General features: G+C 68.0%; 16 protein-coding genes. 7 read left to right on the top strand and 9 right to left on the bottom strand.

The genetic code is table 11. The annotated features are described in order from the left end of the window. Positions 1–21 precede the first annotated feature (21 nt). The gene (locus IEQ11_RS25305) at positions 22–987 is read right to left on the bottom strand and encodes an AI-2E family transporter (protein WP_191822480.1); all 966 of its coding nucleotides are present in this window, start codon (positions 985–987) and stop codon (positions 22–24) included. 321 nt (positions 988–1,308) lie between these two features. On the opposite strand from IEQ11_RS25305, the gene IEQ11_RS25310 reads away from it, so the two are divergent. From IEQ11_RS25310 to IEQ11_RS25320, 3 genes are all read left to right on the top strand, one after another. Next, positions 1,309–1,779 carry a hypothetical protein gene (locus IEQ11_RS25310; RefSeq protein ID WP_191822438.1) on the top strand — a complete coding sequence of 157 codons (471 nt, stop codon included), beginning with the start codon at positions 1,309–1,311 and terminating at the stop codon, positions 1,777–1,779. 397 nt (positions 1,780–2,176) lie between these two features. Beyond that, positions 2,177–2,566, top strand: coding sequence for a hypothetical protein (locus IEQ11_RS25315; protein ID WP_157754300.1), 390 nt, complete (start codon positions 2,177–2,179; stop codon positions 2,564–2,566). Between the two features lie 165 nt (positions 2,567–2,731). Further along, positions 2,732–4,198, top strand: a complete 1,467-nt coding sequence (locus IEQ11_RS25320) for a S8 family serine peptidase (RefSeq protein WP_191822437.1) — start codon at positions 2,732–2,734, stop codon at positions 4,196–4,198. Between the two features lie 60 nt (positions 4,199–4,258). Here IEQ11_RS25320 and IEQ11_RS25325 read toward each other — a convergent pair whose 3' ends face one another. Together IEQ11_RS25325 and IEQ11_RS25330 are read right to left on the bottom strand one after the other, a co-directional pair. Beyond that, entirely contained in the window at positions 4,259–4,729 is a 471-nt protein-coding gene (locus tag IEQ11_RS25325; RefSeq protein WP_191822436.1) for a hypothetical protein, read from the bottom strand. 537 nt (positions 4,730–5,266) lie between these two features. Then, positions 5,267–5,845, bottom strand: a complete 579-nt coding sequence (locus IEQ11_RS25330; protein WP_191822435.1) for a hypothetical protein — start codon at positions 5,843–5,845, stop codon at positions 5,267–5,269. A 50-nt stretch (positions 5,846–5,895) separates the two neighbouring features. Here IEQ11_RS25330 and IEQ11_RS25335 point away from each other — a divergent pair, with 50 nt between their 5' ends. After that, positions 5,896–7,071, top strand: a complete 1,176-nt coding sequence (locus tag IEQ11_RS25335) for a sensor histidine kinase (protein ID WP_191822434.1) — start codon at positions 5,896–5,898, stop codon at positions 7,069–7,071. After that, a complete protein-coding gene (locus tag IEQ11_RS25340) occupies positions 7,068–7,835 on the top strand; it encodes a LytR/AlgR family response regulator transcription factor (protein ID WP_191822433.1) in 768 nt (255 codons plus the stop codon). Before IEQ11_RS25335 ends, IEQ11_RS25340 begins: the two co-directional genes overlap by 4 nt. A gap of 253 nt (positions 7,836–8,088) precedes the next feature. Here the strand turns inward: IEQ11_RS25340 and IEQ11_RS25345 are convergent, their stop codons facing one another. Further along, positions 8,089–9,327, bottom strand: a complete 1,239-nt coding sequence (locus tag IEQ11_RS25345) for a lipase family alpha/beta hydrolase (protein WP_057923300.1) — start codon at positions 9,325–9,327, stop codon at positions 8,089–8,091. A gap of 116 nt (positions 9,328–9,443) precedes the next feature. On the opposite strand from IEQ11_RS25345, the gene IEQ11_RS25350 reads away from it, so the two are divergent. Beyond that, on the top strand, positions 9,444–10,811 hold the full coding sequence (locus IEQ11_RS25350) for a WG repeat-containing protein (RefSeq protein ID WP_247024676.1): 1,368 nt from the start codon (positions 9,444–9,446) through the stop codon (positions 10,809–10,811). 105 nt (positions 10,812–10,916) lie between these two features. Here the strand turns inward: IEQ11_RS25350 and IEQ11_RS25355 are convergent, their stop codons facing one another. From IEQ11_RS25355 to IEQ11_RS25375, 5 genes are all read right to left on the bottom strand, one after another. Then, positions 10,917–12,176: a YcaO-like family protein gene (locus IEQ11_RS25355; protein WP_191822431.1), complete on the bottom strand. Its 1,260-nt coding sequence runs from the start codon at positions 12,174–12,176 to the stop codon at positions 10,917–10,919. Positions 12,177–12,270: 94 nt separating this feature from the next. After that, positions 12,271–12,408, bottom strand: a complete 138-nt coding sequence (locus IEQ11_RS25360; RefSeq protein ID WP_157754304.1) for a hypothetical protein — start codon at positions 12,406–12,408, stop codon at positions 12,271–12,273. A 228-nt stretch (positions 12,409–12,636) separates the two neighbouring features. After that, on the bottom strand, positions 12,637–14,799 hold the full coding sequence (pabB, locus tag IEQ11_RS25365; protein WP_191822430.1) for an aminodeoxychorismate synthase component I: 2,163 nt from the start codon (positions 14,797–14,799) through the stop codon (positions 12,637–12,639). A gap of 84 nt (positions 14,800–14,883) precedes the next feature. Continuing rightward, positions 14,884–15,603, bottom strand: coding sequence for a 4'-phosphopantetheinyl transferase family protein (locus tag IEQ11_RS25370; protein ID WP_191822429.1), 720 nt, complete (start codon positions 15,601–15,603; stop codon positions 14,884–14,886). Between the two features lie 276 nt (positions 15,604–15,879). Next, positions 15,880–17,538 (bottom strand): M4 family metallopeptidase, encoded by a 1,659-nt coding sequence (locus IEQ11_RS25375; protein ID WP_191822428.1) that lies wholly within the window; start codon positions 17,536–17,538, stop codon positions 15,880–15,882. A 332-nt stretch (positions 17,539–17,870) separates the two neighbouring features. On the opposite strand from IEQ11_RS25375, the gene IEQ11_RS25380 reads away from it, so the two are divergent. Next, on the top strand, positions 17,871–18,380 hold the full coding sequence (locus IEQ11_RS25380; RefSeq protein ID WP_191822427.1) for a hypothetical protein: 510 nt from the start codon (positions 17,871–17,873) through the stop codon (positions 18,378–18,380). The last annotated feature ends 69 nt before the right edge of the window (positions 18,381–18,449 follow it).

Genomic DNA, 18,449 nt, shown 5'->3' on the forward strand with positions numbered 1-18,449 from the left:
GCGGCTCAAGTCCGGCGCCGTTCAAATCCAGCGTTGATCGACCAGTTCGCGCTTGATGTAGGCGTAGTAGATCGGCCCGACGATCAAGCCCGGCATCGAGAACGCCGCCTCCATCACCAGCATCGCCAGCAGCAGCTCCCAGGCCCGCGCCTGGATCTCGCCGCCGACGATGCGCGCGTTGAGGAAGTATTCCAGCTTGTGGATCACCACCAGATAGGCCAGCGCGGCGATCGCGACGTACAGCGATATCGACAGCGCGGCGACGGTGATCAGGGTGTTGGAGATCAGATTGCCGATCACCGGCAACAGGCCGGCGACGAAGGTGATCGCGACCAGGGTCTTGGCCAGCGGCAGGCGGATGCCGAACAGCGGCAGCACGATCAACAGGAAGATCGCGGTGAAGGTGGTGTTGAGCAGGGAGATCTTGATCTGCGCGAACACCACCCGGCGGAACGCGTCGGCGAAGCGGCTGGTGCGGCCGAGCAGTTCGGTGGCGAGCGGGCCGAGCCGGCCGATCGGCTGCTCGTCGTAAAGCGCGATCATCGCGCCGAGCACCATGCCGATGATCAACCGCACCGCGACCTGCGCCACTTCGGCGCCGGCCAGGCTCAGTTCGCCGCGATGCGCCTCCAGCCACGCCGACACCGCGCGCTTGAGGTCGCTCATGTCGTCGGGCAGGTAGGGCTGCGCCCACGGCGGAATCTGCCCGCGCGAGGCGTCGATGATCTCCATCACCCGCGCCAGCAAGGCCTGCTCGCCGCCGGTGTCGACCCGGAAGAACGTCACCAGCCCGAGCACGGCCAGGATCAGCAAGCCGATGATCACGAACGCCAGCACCGCCACCGCGATGATCCGGGCGCGGTCGCCGCGCACCTTGCGCTCGACCAAGGGCGCGAGCACGTGGATCAGCTGGAACACCAGCAGGCCCGACAGCAAGGCGCCGACCAGGCCCAGCCGCAGCACCAGGTACATGCCGGTCAAGGCCAGCAACCACGCGGCGATGCGGCTGACGGGACAGGCCAGGGGCGAACGGTCTGCCGCGGCGTCGGACGCGGCGGCGACGGGGGAACCGGTCATGGCGAACTCTCGAGGGCCGCGCGATCGCAGCGACGACAGTTTACGAGCAGCGCTCGGGCTTTTGATATGCAAGTGAGCAAACGATGTGGATCGGCCGAGGGCGCGATCGCCGGCGCGCGACGCGGACACCGGTCGGTGTCGGTTTTGCCTACGCCATCGCGTTCTATCGCTTGCCAACCCGCGCGTCGCGATCCATCCGCCGCTCGGGCGCATTCTCTCCAGGAGCCCGACATGTCCATCCACACCCATCACCGTAAATCCCGCTCGCGCCACGCCCTGGCCGGCCTGTGCCTGTTCGCCGCGGCCTGCATGGCCGCGCCGGTCCAGGCGCAGACGGCCACCAGCAAGTTGACCCTGACCTACCTCGACAGCTATCTGAGCCCGGCCAACCAGGCGGTCTCGGCCGCGGTCACCTACTCGACCGTTCCGGCGGGCACCACCAGCAGTGGGGGCTATACCTTCCTGGCGCCGTCCGCCGTCACCATCGTCAACAGCGGCACGCGCGTGCCGGGGCCGCGACACACGCTCGAAACCCTCACCCTGTACTGGCAGGGCGCGAGCTGCACGGTGTTTCCGGTGTTCCTGTCGTTGCCCGACAGCAGCTGCGGGTTCGATCAGCCGATCTGGGGCATAAGCTGGGCCGCATTGATCCACAACGACGGCAACGGCAATTATTCGTTCCAGTTGACCGGCGAGCTGTAACCGGCGCACGACGAAAGAGCCTCGCACGCGAGGCTCTTTCGATACGGCGCGATCGGCCGCGCGCGCTTACCGCGGTACGCAGCACCCCACGCGGCCGCCGCCGTAACGGCAGCCGGCCTTGCACGGATAACCCGAATCCGGGTTGACGCACTTGCCGCCGATCATCGTGGTCTGGAACGCGCCGACGGCGCCGACACTGAACGACCCGACGATCGCGAGCGCCAGCAGAATCGCTTTTCACCCTGGATGCGACTTGCTTCATGTTCCCTCTGCTTAGGTTGCGACCTGCGTTGCGTGTTCCCTGACGCGTGAGGCGGTCATCCATACCCGAGCCATGACGCCGCTACTTCGACGCCGATCACGCCCTGGAAGGTCCGCTCGATGCGCCGCCGATGGCATGCGTCGAGCTCGCGCCGGTCTTGGCGCGGGCGACGAACGAGCGACGAAAAACCCGCACGCCGATGCGGCGCGGCGCGAAGTTTTTTTCGTTATCCCGATGCGCATCGCAGATGCGAGGATCGCTGCGCGCGGCATGTCGCGTCGCAACCAAAACGAGCCCGTGCATCGCGACGAAATGCGCGCGATTCGTTATCGGCGACGCGTCAACAAACGTCTTGATGAGCGCGGGCGATTCGTGACTCGCCTCACCGACACGCTCGACGCGAACTGGCTACTGTGTGCCCCTCGCGCTGCCATCGCCATCGCCACTCAGCCAGGCATCGCGCCGACCTTCATCGCATCGCATGGATCGCTTGCGCGGCCGTTCGCATCGTCGCCGCATCGATGACATCCGCATCGGCGCGGCATGCGCAGCCATCGCCGATCCACGCAAACCGTCGCCTGCGTTCGCGCGCGACGCGGCGCGGTCGCCGGACCCAGAACACAGCGCAAGCCGCGATCGACGCAGCACCGCGCTTGCACCACCAGGACGATTCCCACACGGAGGTTTGCCATGAAACGTACATCGAAACCCCTTCACCGCCTGCTCGCTGCCTGCCTGGCGCTCGCCATCGCACCGATTGCGGCCGGCGCGCCGGTCGCTTATTCGCCGCCGCTCAAACCGGCCAAGACCACGCTGGGCCGCTACGACTCGCGCGAGTTCATCGAGGTCAAGTTCGCGCAAGGCAGTGGCGTGGGCTTGGTCAACGGGCGACTGTCGTCGGCCACGCACGGCCGCGGCTCGGTGCTGGACGCGCTCAGCGCGGGCGCCGGCCCGGTCGCGACGGTCGAACCGCTGTTCCGCGCTCCGCCCGCCACGCTCGCGTCCACCACCAAGGACGCGCAACAGCGATCAGGTCGCGCGCTCGCCGACCTGAGCCAGTGGTATCGGCTGCGACTGCGCCCCGGCCAGGACCCGACGCGCGTGATCGATCAACTCAACGCGATGGCGCTGGTTGAGATCGCCTACCCCGCGCCGTTGCCGGCGCCCTCGCCCACCCCCAACTTCAACGCCTATCAGCAGTACCGCGGCCCGATCGCGAGCAACGGCGTCGACACCGATTACGGCTGGAACTACTCCGGCGGCGGCGGCGCGAACATCCGCGTGCTGGATATCGAATACAGCTGGAACACCGACCACGAGGACCTCTCCAAACTGCGCCTGCCCGGCGCGCGCATCGCCAACGGCACCCCGGTCGATCCGTTCGGCAACAGCAACCACGGCACCGCGGTGATGGGCATCCTGTCCGCCGACAGCAACGGCTTCGGCGTCACCGGCCTGGTGCCCGACGCCATTGCCCAGTACACCAACGCGTACAACGTCGAACGCGGCTACGACCTCGCCAACGCGGTGTTCACCGGCGCGTACGCGCTGCTGCCCGGGGACGTGATGGTGCTCGAACAGCAGGCGTTCGGCCCGCCCGGTTGCAGCGGCTATGTTCCGGTGGAATGGATACCGTCGGTGTACGACGCGATCGCGCTGGCGACTTCGCGCGGCATCCACGTGATCCAGGCCGCCGGCAACGGCAACATGAACCTCGACAACGCCGCCTGCTTCGGATCGCCGTTCCCGAACGGTCGCCCGGATTCGGGAGCCATCATCGTCGGCGCCGGCGGGCCGAGCGCGGCCGCGTGCAACAGCGGCGTGCCCGAGCGCGCGAAGCTGTCGTTCTCGACCTATGGCGCGCGGGTCAACCTGCAGGGCTGGGGCGCGTGCGTGACCACCACCGGCTACGGCGATCTGTACAACGCCGGGGTCAACTCGTACTACACGGCCAGCTTCGACGGCACCTCCAGCGCCACGCCGATCGTCGCCAGCACGGTGGTCGCGCTGTCGGGCATCCTCAAGATCCGCGGCTTTACCGCCACTCCGCAACAGATGCGCGATGCGCTGATCGCGACCGGCACCGGCCAGACCGGCGGTGCGCATATCGGCCCACTGCCGAATCTGCGCACGGCGCTCAACTCGCTCGGGCTGTAAACCTGCGATGACCCTTCGCGGACGCGCCGCCGCGCGGCGCGTCCGCGCGGCGGGTACCGATCAGGGAATCGGCGGCAGCGGTGCGGGCTCGCACACCTCGGGCGGACACGGGGTATCGGAAATGCGATCGATCACGACGCTGCTGATGTGGTCCTGATCGAACGGGTGGCCGATGCTGATCTTGGTGCCGCCTTGCCGCGTGGACCAGTAGCCCGACGACGCCCTGGAATGCGGACTCGGCGGCATGTAATCGGGCTGGCCCCAGAAACGCCGCGCGAACGCCATCGCGTCCGGACCGGGCTGGGCCAGTTCGATCGCCAGCATGCTGTTGGCGGGCTCTTTGTTGCTGATCCGCAGATCCACCGCCTTGACCGCCAGCCCGGCGAACCGCCCGCCATTGCCGACAAGGAAGGTGAAGGAGCCATTGTCGGATTCTTTTTTCAGCCGCACCGACAACAGGGTTTCGACGTAGCCGACGCTCAGGCGGTCGGCCGCCGCTACTTCATCCATGGCGTTCTTCAATGCGGTCATGGCGTCGGCCGGCTGGGTTGAGGCTTGCCGCGATGAAGCGGCGTGGGTCGCGCCCGCCTGATTGCTGGCGCCGCCTTCGGCGCGGTTGCACGCGGCAGCCGACATCGCCATCACGCCGATCGCGACGCATCGCAGTAACGGCAGGCGTTGGCTCCGCATGCATCGGCGCAAGCCTTGCGCGATATGCGGCCATCGAGCGTGGGGCCGCGAATGCTGAACTGTCATCGTTCTTCCTTGGCGTGCGCCGCTTCCGGTGGCTTTCGTCCCTCACCCTGGCCCTCTCCCGCAGGCGGGAGAGGGAAGTGTGTCGTGATCTGGGAGTACATCGCTGTGGCGGGCGAATCTACCCCGGGGCCATAAGGTTCGCAAGCAACGCGCGAACCGCGACGGCCCAGCGTGACAACGCGGCGCCTGGCCGCACCGCACCGCACCGCACCGCACCGCACCGCATCGCACTGCGCGGCGCCGCGCCGCAAGACGATGTTGCGCGAGGGCGCATCTGTTTCGTTGCCCTGCCTCAGGCCGCTTCGCCTGCGTCTACGGAGTCGGCGCCGAATCGGCCGCGGCCGGCGACGCGTCGACGGCGACGCCATCGGCCGCGGCCCGTCCGGGCCGCAGCGGTTGAATGCGCAAGCTGCGATTGCGGCATACGTCGATATCGCTGTAGATCACCGCCCGGCCGTTGCCGAAGGTGAAGCGCAGATCGTAGACGCAGTGTTCGCCGACCCATTCGACGGTGGCCGAATCGCCGCCGCCGTCGATCGCTTCGCCCAGCGGCCGGGGCTCGAAGCGGTCGCTGCCGGCGGGCGCGATCGCCAAGGCGACCAGGCGATCGTGCGCGCGGTTGATCAATTCGAAATAGTGCGTGCGCGTGCCGGCCTGGGCGGGCAAGACGGCGGCGAACGAGAACACAGCGGCGATGCTCACAACTGCGGCGCGGGACGATCGCATGGCCAGACTCCGGTGCGGGTGGGCGGTGGCTCGGGCGCCGACGCCATCCGCCGGCGCTCCGATGCGCGCATCACAGCCGTCCCGGGCCGCGCCGGTCCACGCATTCGGGACGAATCGTCGCAGCGGCCGGACCAATCGTAGCGGCGCGATCGAATGCTGTTCCAAGCGCGTCGAGGCGCTTAGGATCGGCGCTGACTCCGCTGCATCGGCCGCTCATGAACATCCAGCTCGGCGACACCGTCATCGGCCTGCGCCGCTACCTCGGCCTGTGGTCGGCGGTGGTGCTGGTGTTCGCGCTGCAGGGTTTGGTGCACGACGCGCTGCTCGGCACGACGGTGTGGTCGATCGTCGACTACCTGCGCTGGTCGATGATCCAGTGGTACACCTGGGCCGCATTGGCGCCGATGGTGTTCCGCCTGGGCGCGCGGCATCCGATCCAGCCGCCGATGCGGGTTCGCTCGGTGCTCACCGCGCTGGTATCCGGCACTGGCGTTCCGCCGCGGTTCCGTTGGCTGATCACCCACCTGCTGGCCGGCGCGGGCATTACCGCGCTGGCACTGGTCATCGGCGCCTTCATCTCGGCATTGCTCGAACCCAGTTCGTTCTTCGAGCAGTTGCAGCAGTACCTCGGCAGGTACGCAGCCGTTGGATTCATGACCTACTGGGCGCTGCTCGCCATCCAGCACTCGTTGCACTACCAGGCCGAAAAAGCCCGCCGCGAAGTCGAGGCCAGCCGGCTCGCGACCGAACTGGCGCGCTCGCGGCTGCAGGTGCTCAAGACCCAGTTGCAGCCGCATTTCCTGTTCAACACCCTGCACGCCATCGTGACCCTGCTCAACGAGGACACGGTGTCGGCCGAGGACATGCTGCTGCGGTTGAGCGAGTTGCTGCGCGCGTTCCTGGAGGACTACGACGGCCAGGAAATCAGCCTGCAGCGCGAACTGGAACTGCTGGACCTGTACCTCGGCATCCAGCGCGTGCGCTTCAAGGATCGGCTGACCACGCAGATCTATGTCGCGCCCGATACCCTGCACTGCGCGGTGCCCAGCCTGGTATTGCAGCCGATCGTCGAGAACGCGATCCGCCACGGCATCGGCCGCCGCGTCGGCAGCGACCGGATCGAGATCGATTGCCGGCGCGAAGGCGACCAGCTGTGCATCGACGTGCGCAATCACAACAGCACGCTCGAAGCAGAACGCACGGCCGAAGGCGACGGCGCGGGCCACGGCATCGGCCTGTCCAATACGCAGCTGCGTTTGCAGGAACTCTACGGCGATGCCGCGCAGCTGCGGCTCGACCTGATCTGGCCGCAGGGCGTGGCCTGCCGCATCCGCCTGCCGTTCCGCGAACTCGACTCGGCCGACGACGCACCGGAGCACATCGGCGCATGAGCCTGACCGCGCTGGTGGTCGACGACGAACCGATCGCGCGCCGCGCGATCGTGCGGCTGCTCGACGCAGATACGGAGATCGAGGTGCTCGGCGAATGCGGCGACGGCGCGTCCGCGGTCGAGGCGATCCGCAACCAGTCGCCCGACCTGGTGTTCCTCGACATCCAGATGCCGGCGATGACCGGCCTGGACGTGATCGCGGCGATCGGCGCGCAGCGCATGCCGGCGACGATCTTCGTGACCGCCTACGAGCAGTACGCGGTGCGCGCGTTCGAGGCCAACGCGGTCGACTACCTGGTCAAACCGTTCAGTCGCGAACGCTTCGCCACGACCTTGCAGCGCGCCAAGTCGCGCCTGTCCGCGGCCGGCGACGCGCAGGCGCGGATCCTGCAGGCGCTGGAAAGCCTGCGCCAGCGCGATGAATACCTCGAACGCATCGCGGTGCGGGTCGACGAGCATGTGATCTTCGTGGCGGTCGACGACATTGTCTGGATCAAGGCCAACCGCAACACCGTGCAGATCCATCTGGCCGATCGCATCCACGAACTGCGCGAAACCATGGCCGCGCTCGCCGCGCGCCTGGACCCGCGCCGCTTCGCCCGCGTGCATCGCTCGGCGATCGTCAACGTGCGGCGGGTGCGGACCATCCACCCGTGGTTCAACGGCCACCATGTCGTGACCATGGACAACGGTCAGCAGCTGCGCATGAGCCGGTATCAGCATGAGGCCTTTCTGCGTCTGGTCGGGTCGCGGCGCGAGGATTGAACACGGCGTGCGTCGCGGCCGTGGCGTAATGATCGGACGCATGCCGGATCGCTCGATGGAGCGTCGCCTGTGAAGTGCCGCGGTCGCGGCTTGCGCCGCTCCTACAGGGCGCGTACGTCGCCACGAAACGTCGTGTGTAACGATAGCCTTCGTGAGCTTGGCCATCCGACTGTAGGAGCGGCGCAAGCCGCGACCGCGAATCCGCGCCTGCGACGAATGCAACATCGCACCACGAACCCCGAGCGCCGATCGCTCACCCCAACCAACGACGAATGCGCCGATACACCTGCGCATCGCCGAGCAGGTCGAGATGGTGCAGGCCGTGGCCGATCCAGCGATGGCTTTTTGGAATGCGCAGGTCGAACGCGGGATCGGGATGCAGCCCCAGCGCACTCGCGACCGGCACCAGGGTGTCGCCGCTGAAGCGCTCCGCCGCGGCGAGGCCGCCGACGTTCGACGCGCCCTCCTTGTCGGTCGATACCGCGATCGCGTAGCTGCGAACCGATTCGGGCAGCGGCAACGGCGTGCGCGGATCGCGGCGGCCGTCGTCGCCGTGCTTGCGCCAGTCGGCTTCGATCAAATTGCCGTGGCGCAGGTCCTGGATGCCGGCGCTGCGGATCTTGCCCAGCCGCGCGAACGGCGCGGTGTACGGGCTCAGCGCGATCAACATGTCGAACCAACTGCCGGCGCGCTCCAGCGGCGCGCCATGATGCGGCGTGCCGAGGAACACCAGGCTGTCGAGCCGGCTCAGCCACTGGCGCTTGCCGCGTTGCGCACTGTGGCAGGCGCTGCGCGCGACCAGCCCGCCCATGCTGTGGCAGACGATCGCGAAACGTTCCACCGGCACCGGCCATTCGCGCAGCAGTTTGTCGAGCTGCGCGGACAGCTCGCGGCCGTTGCTGGAGATGTGGCGGCCGGTGTTGTAATGCAGGTACACCGGGGTCCAGCCGGCGTCGCGGGCGAGCGCGGCGCCGTGGTCGTGGCCGTTCCAGTTCCACTGCAGATCGTTCATGCACAGGCCGTGGATCAGCACCACGACCTTGCCGGTGGCCTGCGGATACGCCGCGGCCAGCGACTTTCGCCCGAGCTTGAGCGGCCGGCCGTCCTTGCGCAGATGCATGTCGATCGCCAGCGGGTTGTCGGTCGCGGCCAGATGGTCGCCGAGCACGCCGTTGAGCGCCGACACCACCGCGCCGCGCTGCGGCAGCGAATCGATCCGGTTCAACAACGGCGCGAACTGGGCCAGGGCGAGGTCCAGGCCGTCGCCGACGAAGCGGGTGATGCCGCGCACGCTGCGGTAGACCAGGCCGGTGATGCCACGGGTCGGGTCGCGCACCGCGGCGCCGAGCGGCGACGGCAGGGCGACGATGGTGGCGTGGACGGATTCGACCAGATCGGTGACGCCGGTGATGGCGTCGATGGTCAGGCGGCCGATGCCGCGCAGGTCGGTGCCATGGCCGATCACGGCATCGGCGGGCGAGCGTTTCGGCATGAGCGTCCTGCGGCGGTTGAGCGGATGCCCAGCCTACTGCACGCGGGGTGGATTGGCGCGCGCGCAGCGGAGCACATCGCCGGTCGCGACCGCGGTGGACCGCGCCATCGGTGCCCGTGGACCGCTTCGACACACGACGACTCGCCGTCGGCGCCGCACATCATCGCCGGCGCAGCGCGCGTCACGTTCGTAGATACCGCGACCGCCGATTCATGCTAATCATCACCTTTGATCTCCCGTGCCGAGCCCCGATGCGCAGTACCCTGCCCCGCCTCACCGCATTCGCCTTGTCGTGTACCTTGGCCGCCGGCTGCGCGCCGGTGCGCTATTACCAAGCACTGTCAGGCAAACAGGTGGCACAGCGCGAACCGCCGCCGATCGTCGAACAAGGGCAGCCGGCGCCGGCGCACCAGACGGTCGCTACCTTCGACGACGGCTTGCGCCTGGCGCGGATTCGCAAGCACGACGAGCAGACCTTCGGCATCGTCGACCGGAACAACCGGGTGGTGATCCCGATCGGCTATCAACACATCATCGATCGCGGCGCCGACGGCTTCGGCGCGATCGGCCTGCAAAGCCTGCGCAGCTTCGATCGCCAGGGGCGCGAGACCGCGACCACCTTGTTCGATCGAGAGCTCCACTTCGTCAACGGCCAGGCCGTCGCGGTCGTCAAGCCGCCCGGCGGCGATTCCGATGCGGAGCGTTACGGGGTCATCGATGCCGACGGCAAGACCGTGATCCCTTTCGAGTACCACCGTGTCTTCGAACGCCACACCCAATCGCGGCCCACGCTGTCGTGGTACCTGGTGCAGCGCGACGTCGGCGCGGCCGGCGAGCCGAAGCGCTATCGCACCGGCCTGCTGGATGCGCGCGGCCGAACGGTGCTGCCGATCGAATACTTCGACATTTCCCCGAACGTGGATGTCGAAGGCCTGGACGAAGGCTGGGCGATGCTGTTCGAGCGCGAGCACAGCGCCGTTGCGATGAACTTCCTGACCGGCGTGCGCATGCCGCGCGCGGGCGGTTCGTTCTATGGCCGCACCGTGGGCTATTCGAGCTTGCTCAATCCCGAGCCGGAAACGCTCAACCCATACGAGAAGATGCAGTACCGCAAGGCCAATCCGGCGCGTTATCGGGTGGAGCTGTTCGACACCCAGGGCCGGTTGGTCTACGACCAGCGCGATATCGGCGTGACCTGGGATATCAAAGGCCTGATCGCGGTGTCGCGCGCGGGCAAGTTCGCGCTGCTCGATGCGCAGGGCCGGCCACTGAGCGAGTTCGTGTACGACGCGGTCAAGGACTTCGGCGGCGGACAGGCGCTGATGGAACGCGACGGCAACAAGGTCTGCATCGACGCGGCCGATCCCGCCGGCACCCAACGCGCCGCGCGCGAATGCCGCAAGGCCACCACGTTGAAGCACAAGAACGATCGTGAGCGCGCGCCGAGCGGTTTCCCCGCCGTCTATCCGCGTTTCGGCGGCTGAAACGCTCGCGTTGCGACGAACGCGGCGCCGGCTTCACCTCCTTGGCTTCACTTCATCGACGTTTCGAATCATCAGCCTCGAATGGCAGGACTTGAATCGCGGCATTCAAGCCGAGGGCACCAACGCCGGCACCCGCAGGCGGCCTTCCAGCAGGTCCATGCCGCGCCGGCCCGGGCCCATGGCGATGCCCGAGGTGACCATGAAAAAGCGTTCGAGTTCGAACGACACGCAGCTGACGATGCAGAACGCGCCCGGCGCGTGCTGGTTGATCGCGTAGTACACGCCGATGCCGTGGCGGCGCAGGTGCGCGATCATCGCGCCGAGCATGGCCTTGGGCGGCATCGCTTCGCGCGCCGGATGGGCCCAGTCGACCCGTTCGAGTTGGTCGGCGCGGACCTGGAAATAGGCGCAATCGCGCAGCTTGCGGTACTCGCTCAGCGTATCCAGCGCCAGACGGCTGTACTCGCGCATCTTCGGCGTGCGCGACTTGATGTCGATGCATTGCACCAGTTCGGTCAGCGCGCGGGTCGCGGCATGCGCGGCGTACAGCGATGCGCCATAGCCGCAGGGAAAGGTTTCCTCGTCGGCGAGGATGTCGGCGGTGGTGGCGATGAAGGCCGGGAATTGCAGGTCGGTGGTCACATCGATCAGCCACACCTCGCGATCGAGCTGTCCGCACACCGCGCGGTGGATGCGCGCGACCTCGTCGGGCAGCGACTGCGGGTCGACGATCACGCCCAGGCGGGTCGGATCGCCCAGGTAATGCGCGATCAGGAACAGCGACCAGGCGTCGCGCTCGACCAGTTCGCCGATCGCGTGGACCGCGGCTTCCTCCAGGCTGGCGCCGATCGCCACGCCGCTGTTGGAGCTGAAACGGATCGCGCTGGTGTAGTCGAAATCGTCGCCTTCGACCAGATTGTGCAGATACGCCGGATAGGTCATGAACAACGGCACCGGCACGGTGTCCTCGCCAGGGCCGTGTTCGTCGAGACGGCGATAGGTGCGGCACGCCAGCTGTTGCTGCGCATTGGCCTCGAACGCGGCCGCGAACGGCAGCGCGGCGTAACACGGGTCCTGCGCGAATTGCTGCGAACGCACCAGCTCGATGGGCTCGTCGGCCGGCGGCTTGCGCGTGTAGTAGTGCTCGACCGCTTCGTACATCGCACCGGTCAGCGAAGCGGCTGCCTCGCCCTTGCCGAAGCCGTTGCTGAGCGCGGCGCCGTCGGCGTCGTACAAGGTGCATACGGTCGAGGCGATGCCCTCGCCGAGCACCTCGATCTGCATGCGCCAGCCTTGATCGCGCACATAGCCGCGGATCACCGCATCGGCGTCGGCCAGCGATCGTTCGCGTTCCAGTGGAATCATGGCATCGCTCCTTGCCTTGCTCGACCGGGCTTGCGCGCAGCGCGGCGGCACGGACGGGTCCGTGCCGCGCGCCCGACGGCAAACCGTCGCCGGCTTACTTCGCGTACTGGTCCAGGAAGGATTTTTCCTTGGCGGTCAGCTCGACCTTGATCTGCTTCTCGCTGATGACCTTGCTGGCGTCTTCGATGAGCGGACGCGGCTTGAACACGGGGATATCGATCGCCTTTTTCATGGTGTCCCTCTTCAGGTGATGTCGCCGATGGCGTGGATGCAGCGACGCCGAAGTCATGACCCTGCGACTTCCGTGTCGACTGCCCGTTTTCTATACCCATGGTGCAAGAACGGTGTCAATCACGCAGGCATCGACATTGCCTGTGTGGAACCGGGATCACGTCCGCATGCGCGTAAGCGCGGCGGATCGGTCCGAATTGCGATTGCATGAACGCGCCGGCGCCGCGGCTCAGCGCGCGACCCGATGCAGTCGCAGGCGCTCGCCCTCGAGCTCGTAGGCGAAGCCGGCGTCGGGCCGGGCCAGAAACCCCCACAGCGGCCGCAGCACCGCTTCGGCCTTGAGCAGCACTTCCTGGAACTCGGCCTGCGGGTCGGACAGCCAGGTGATCGCGCCGCCGGCGCCGAAGGCGACGCTGTCGCCGTCGTAGGACAGGGTGCGGATGCCGATGTTGAGATCGGCGACGCGGTTGTAGCCCAGATAACCGATCGAACCGCAATAGACGCCGCGCGCGCTGCGTTCGAGCCGGTCGATGATCTGCATGGTGCGGCGCTTGGGCGCGCCGCTGATCGATCCGCCGGGGAAGGTCGCGCGCAGCAGATCGATCAGGCTGGTATCGGGCCGCAGCTGCGCTTCGACCGTGCTGACCAGTTGATGCACGGTGCGATAGCTTTCGACTTCGCGCAGCTTCGGCACCTCGACCGTGGCATGCACCGCGACCCGGTTGAGATCGTTGCGCATCAGGTCGACGATCATCAGGTTTTCGGCGCGGTCCTTGACCGATTCGGCCAGATGCCGCGCGTACTGCGCATCGACTTGCGGATCGTCGGAGCGGCGCATCGTGCCCTTGATCGGCTTGGTCTGGATGCGGCCGGTGCGGTCGACGCGCAGGAAGCGTTCCGGCGAAGTGCTCAACACGTGATGGTCGCCGCTGCGCAGGTAAGCGCCGAACGGCGCCGCGTTGCCGCGGCGCAGACGCAGGTACAGCGCGAGCGGATCGAGTTGCGCGCGGAAGCGGAAGTGATTGGTCAGGCAGATCTGGTAGGACTCGCCGTCGACGATCGCGCGGCGACAGTGCTCGATCGCGGCCAGGTAATCGTCGTGGCCCAGGTCCATGTCGACCTCGAGCGTGTCCAGCGGCGCGGGCGGCGGCGGCGGTTCGGGCGCGGGCTGGGCGAGCGTCGATGCGGCCTGCGCGGCGACGGTCTCGAGCCAGCGCTGCGCGTCGGCCGCCTGCGCGGTATGCGGCGCGGCGATCGCGATCGCCCAGGCGCGTCCGCGGCGATGGTCGAAGGCGAGGAAGCGATGCACGCGCATCCACAGCGCATCGGGCAACGGCGTGCCGGGGTTGCCGCCGCCGTCGCCATCGAACAGCGCTTTCATCTCGTACCCCAGCCAGCCGATGAAGCCGCCGCGGAAATCGAACGGCAAGGCGTTTTCGTCCAGGGCAGACGCGGCGTCGGCCGGGATCGGCTCGCCGACCTGCGCCGCGGCGAGTTCGCATTCGATGCGATCGAGCAGGGCGTGTCCGGCCGACAGCGTCGCGTCGTCGTCGGCGATGCGGTAGGCCAGCAGGTCCTCGTCGTCGACCGCGCCCATGAACGAACACGCCGCGCGCTCCTCGACCGCATCCTGGCTGTCGAGCCAGAAGCTGTTGCGCTGCTGCGCGTACAAGGCGTTGAACACGGTTTCCGGATCGAGCTTCGCATTCAGCGGCTTGCACCACAGTTGCAAGGCTTGCGGCGGCGCGATGGGCGCGGCCGGCTGCGGCTCTATCGTCGCCGCGGCGAGACTGACGAAAGCGCGGCCGTGATGGCGATGCACCAGATCGCGGAAATTCGCGATCAGGTCGATGCCGTGTTCGCTCAGGATCGACTCGGGATGGAACTGCACGCCCCACTGCGGGCGACGGCGATGACGCAGCGCCATGATCAGGCCGTCGTCGGTGTGCGCGGTCGCCTGCAACGCGGGCGGCAACGGCGCGGCCGCGATCAGCGAGTGATAACGCACCACTTCGAACGATGCGGGCAAGCCGGCGAACAGCTCGCTGCCGTCGTGATGCAGGCGCGAGACCCGGCCGTGATACGGCTGCGGCGCATGCGCGATGCGGCCGCCTTCGGCGTAGGCGATGCCCTGGAAACCCAGGCACACCCCAAGCAGCGGCAGCGCGCTGTGCGCGATCGCCTGGCGCGCGACGTGGAAGTCGGCCTCGTGCTCGACGCTGCCCGGGCCGGGCGAGACCACGATGCAGTCGTAGTCCTGGTCGGCCCGCAGTCGCTCCCAGCCGCAGGCGTCGTTGCGCAGCACGGTCGGCGCCTGGCCGAACGCGCGCCCGATCTGGTCGGCGAGGTTCCAGGTGAAGGAGTCGTAGTTGTCGATCAACAGGCAACGCATGATCCGGCCATTGTCGTACAAAGCCCGGGCGCGGCGGTGGATTGATGGTGCCCGCGTCGTGATCGGCGCGGGAGCGAACGCCGCTCAGCCCCGCGCGCGCAGGCAACAGGCGATCGAACGCACGCCGCCGTCTTCGAAGGCGATATCGACCTCGAAGGCCTGCCCGGCCCGCACCGTCGGCGACAGATCGGCTGCGGCCAGGAAGCGCAGGCGGCCCTCGTCGACCCGCGCCAGGCGCATCGCCTCGAAGCCGAAGAACGCCCGCACCTGCGGGTATAGCGCCTTGTACAAGGCCTCCTTGGCCGAAAACGCCGCGGCCAGTCCGGCCACCGCATCGTCGAAGCCGGCCTCGATCACCGCCTGTTCGGCCACATCGACCACCACGCCGCGGATCTCGCCGGCCAGGCGCGCGTCGATCCGCGATTCGATGTCGATGCCCAGGCCGATCACGTGCGGATCGGCGCTGGCGAGGCAGACCGCGCGATCGCCGGCGTGCGAGATCGAGGCGATCGCGCCGGCCGGCCAAAGCGGTTCGCGGTCCGGTCCGATCGCGATATCGGCAGAGGCGATCCCCAGCCGCGCCAACGCGCGCCGCGCGCACAGCCGGCCGGCGAGGAATTCGCCGCGCCGCTTGGCCACCGCGCGCGCCAGCTGCGGCGGCAGGCGCAGGCCATGGTCGGGGTACAGCGCATCGTCGTAGGCCTCGAGGCGGAAGCGGCAGGCGTAGCCGGTCAGCGGCTGGCCCTGGGCCTGCGCGTCGAAGGGCGCGGCGTCGTGGATGAAAGCGTTGCGGCCCAACGGCATGCGCTCAGGCCCTTGCGTCGCGCGGCGGCGCGGCGGTCATCGCAGCGATATGGCAGGCGGGCGAGTGCGGGCGACGCGGTGAACGCATGGACGGTCCGTTACGAAGATTGGGTGCGATGCGGGGTGCAGTCTCGGATATATCGCTGGATACGAGCCCGCTGCCTTGGCTCATGGTATCGGCTCGCGACGCAGACGGCCCGCCGAAGCGGGCCGTCGCAAGGCGCGGCGGCATCGCGCCGCCGCGCACTTAGGTGAAACCGACGCTCGGTACGCGACTTAGTTGACGCTGGCCGCGCTCCACGCCCGCGCGATCGTGGTCTGCTCCGGCGAACCGGCGCCGTACAGCTCGGCCGCGGCGGCCAGGGTCGCCGCGCGCGCCTGCGGGTAGGTCGTGCTGGAGGTGAACTTGGTGGTCAGCGCGCGATACCAGATCTTGCCGAACTTGTCGCGGCCGATGCCGACGATGCCGGTGTCGCCGTTGCACACCAGCTGCGCCGGGGTCAGCGTGGTGCCGGCCGGCGTTACCGCGCCTTCGATCGCCAGATAGGCCATGCGGTTGGCGACGCCGGAAGTGTAGTGCGGGTCGTGAATGCCGCCGGCCGCCAGGTTCGGATCGAACCCGCTGCCGCCGATGTAGCAGTTGAACGACTTGCCGTCGGCGCCCTGGTTGTACATGTCGCGGAACGCCAGCCCGCCGGTACGCATGATCTCGCCGATGCGGTAGTCGCCCGGGTCGTTGGGGTGGTTGGCGTAGAACTCGACCAGGGTGCCGAGGATGTCGGAATTGGCTTCGTTCAAGCCGCCGGCATCGCCCGAGTAGGCCAGGTTCGCGGTCGCCGCGTTGACCCCGTGCGACATCTCGTGGCCGGCCACGTCGATGCCGACGATCGGGCCGTAACCGCGGCTGGCGTCGCCGTCGCCGTAGAACATCACCTTGGTCAGGGCGAAATAAGCCGCGTTGACCCCGGTGGTGCCGCCGGTGGAGGTCTTGAAGTTGGTGTGGGCGTAGCTGTTGATGCCCTTGTTGTCGTTGTACAGGCCCAGGCGGCCATGGACGTTCTTGAAATAGTCCCAGGTCGCGCCGACGCCGTAGTGGATGTCGGTGGCGACGGTGGCGCGATCGCTGAGGGTGTTGTTGCCCCAGGTGTTGTCGGCATCGGTGAACAAGGTCGCGCCCAGGGTCGCGCCGAGGATGTCGAACAGGTTGGAGATCGCCGCGCCCTTGGCGTCGTAGACCTTGCCGTTGCCGCGGGTGGTGTCGATCAGGTCGAACTTGGTCGCGCTCTTCTGATCGGTCGGCAGGCTCAGGTCGCCGTAGTAGAACGACTTGCCGGTGCCGATCGCGGCCGCGGTCTGCAACTGATCCTGCACGTCGAGCACGCGGCCATCGCTGGCGTTGACGTAATAGGTGACGAAGCCGGAGTGCTGTTCGGTTTCGTCGCCTTGGACGGTGACCTCGTAGGCGAGCACCGGCGTGGCGCCGCGCGCATACACCACCAGTTCGTTGCCGTGGATCTTGCCGACCCGGCCGTTGAAGCGCGCGCCGGCTTCGATCGCGGCCTGGTCCTTGCCGATCACGCGCGCGCTCAGCGACGGACGCTGCGCGCTGCGCAGGCTCAGCTGCGCGGACTTGAGTTCGCCGCGCCGCGAGGTCACCACCACGTCGCCGCCGATCACGCGCAGGCCTTGATAGCTGCGGGCGAAACGCGCGTGCTGGGTGCCGTCGCGGTCGATCACCACATCGCGCGCTTCGAAACTGTCCGCGGCGCTGGCCCGCAGCAGGCCGGCGTTGCCGGCGATCAGGCCGCGCGCCTGCGCGGTCGCGGCATCCCTGGCGGCGGGGCCGGCCTCGGCGGCGTGGGCGAGCGGCGCCATCAGCAGCGTCGCGGCGATGGCGAGATAGAGTCCTTCCTGTTTGAACCGTCGGGTAGTCATGGCGTCCTTACTCCTTGGCCTTGGGTCGCTACGGCCCGGCGCAGCGCCGGGTCCGGTTCCGATATTCGGCATATTTCAGGTGCCATGACGCACCATTCAGGGGGTGGATCACGGCAAAACTGCGCAGCCGTTCGGAGTTCGTGCTTTTGCCGGACTCGCCGCCGCCGGCTTGCCACCCGCGACGCGCGGTGATCTAAAGTGAGCCGTCGCATGCGCGGCCCGGCCGGTCCGGCCGCCGTGGCCTGCGATGCGATACGCGCCGGGTCGGACGCTCGCGTCCGGGAATTCGCCGGCGCGCCTTCCTGATGAACGGACTCGACACAGGTGCCTGGATGAGAACGATCTTTTGCGTGGTCTTGTGTCTGCTCAGCGGCCCGAGCCTGGCCGGCGGCGAGATCGTTCCCACCGACGATCCGGGCAGCGACTGCGTCGCGGCCACGATCGCCACCCGGCGCAGCGCGGCCAATCGCAAGTACGACGAGGCCTACTGCGCGGTCAACAAGGATCCCGCCGCGTATCGCACCTGCCTGAACAACGGCGCGGCGAACCCGACGATTGCGTTCTTCACCGACCGCTGCGGCGACGCCGAGGACGGCGCCTACGTCAGCTTCAACGGCCAGACCCATCGGGTACGGCGCAAGTCCGAATCGCCGCACCCTCTGGTGCGCTACGCCGGCACCTACACGGGCGAGGGCGTGAGCGTGCGCGTGGTGCCCGGCAAGCTGATCGAGCGTTTCGTCGAAGACGGCGAAGTGCTGGGCGTTACCCACTCGGTCGATGTCTTCATCACCCGGGGCGGCGAGACCGTGAAGATCCCGGCGATCTACGACGACCGGCGCTGACGCGCGACCACGCGACCACACCGCGCCGACGCGAACGACAACGGCCCGCCGAAGCGGGCCGTTGCCATC

The organism is Lysobacter capsici (assembly GCF_014779555.2).
Classification (GTDB): Bacteria; Pseudomonadota; Gammaproteobacteria; order Xanthomonadales; family Xanthomonadaceae; genus Lysobacter; species Lysobacter capsici.

Bases quoted from the DNA above. Each gene is read 5' to 3' on its own strand.
- IEQ11_RS25310 (WP_191822438.1), top strand. From the start codon at position 1,309: ATGTCCATCCACACCCATCACCGTAAATCCCGCTCGCGCCACGCCCTG.
- IEQ11_RS25315 (WP_157754300.1), top strand. From the start codon at position 2,177: ATGCGTCGAGCTCGCGCCGGTCTTGGCGCGGGCGACGAACGAGCGACG.
- IEQ11_RS25320 (WP_191822437.1), top strand. From the start codon at position 2,732: ATGAAACGTACATCGAAACCCCTTCACCGCCTGCTCGCTGCCTGCCTG.
- IEQ11_RS25325 (WP_191822436.1), bottom strand. From the start codon at position 4,729: ATGACCGCATTGAAGAACGCCATGGATGAAGTAGCGGCGGCCGACCGC.
- IEQ11_RS25335 (WP_191822434.1), top strand. From the start codon at position 5,896: ATGAACATCCAGCTCGGCGACACCGTCATCGGCCTGCGCCGCTACCTC.
- IEQ11_RS25340 (WP_191822433.1), top strand. From the start codon at position 7,068: ATGAGCCTGACCGCGCTGGTGGTCGACGACGAACCGATCGCGCGCCGC.
- IEQ11_RS25345 (WP_057923300.1), bottom strand. From the start codon at position 9,327: ATGCCGAAACGCTCGCCCGCCGATGCCGTGATCGGCCATGGCACCGAC.
- IEQ11_RS25355 (WP_191822431.1), bottom strand. From the start codon at position 12,176: ATGATTCCACTGGAACGCGAACGATCGCTGGCCGACGCCGATGCGGTG.
- IEQ11_RS25360 (WP_157754304.1), bottom strand. From the start codon at position 12,408: ATGAAAAAGGCGATCGATATCCCCGTGTTCAAGCCGCGTCCGCTCATC.
- pabB (WP_191822430.1), bottom strand. From the start codon at position 14,799: ATGCGTTGCCTGTTGATCGACAACTACGACTCCTTCACCTGGAACCTC.
- IEQ11_RS25370 (WP_191822429.1), bottom strand. From the start codon at position 15,603: ATGCCGTTGGGCCGCAACGCTTTCATCCACGACGCCGCGCCCTTCGAC.
- IEQ11_RS25375 (WP_191822428.1), bottom strand. From the start codon at position 17,538: ATGACTACCCGACGGTTCAAACAGGAAGGACTCTATCTCGCCATCGCC.
- IEQ11_RS25380 (WP_191822427.1), top strand. From the start codon at position 17,871: ATGAGAACGATCTTTTGCGTGGTCTTGTGTCTGCTCAGCGGCCCGAGC.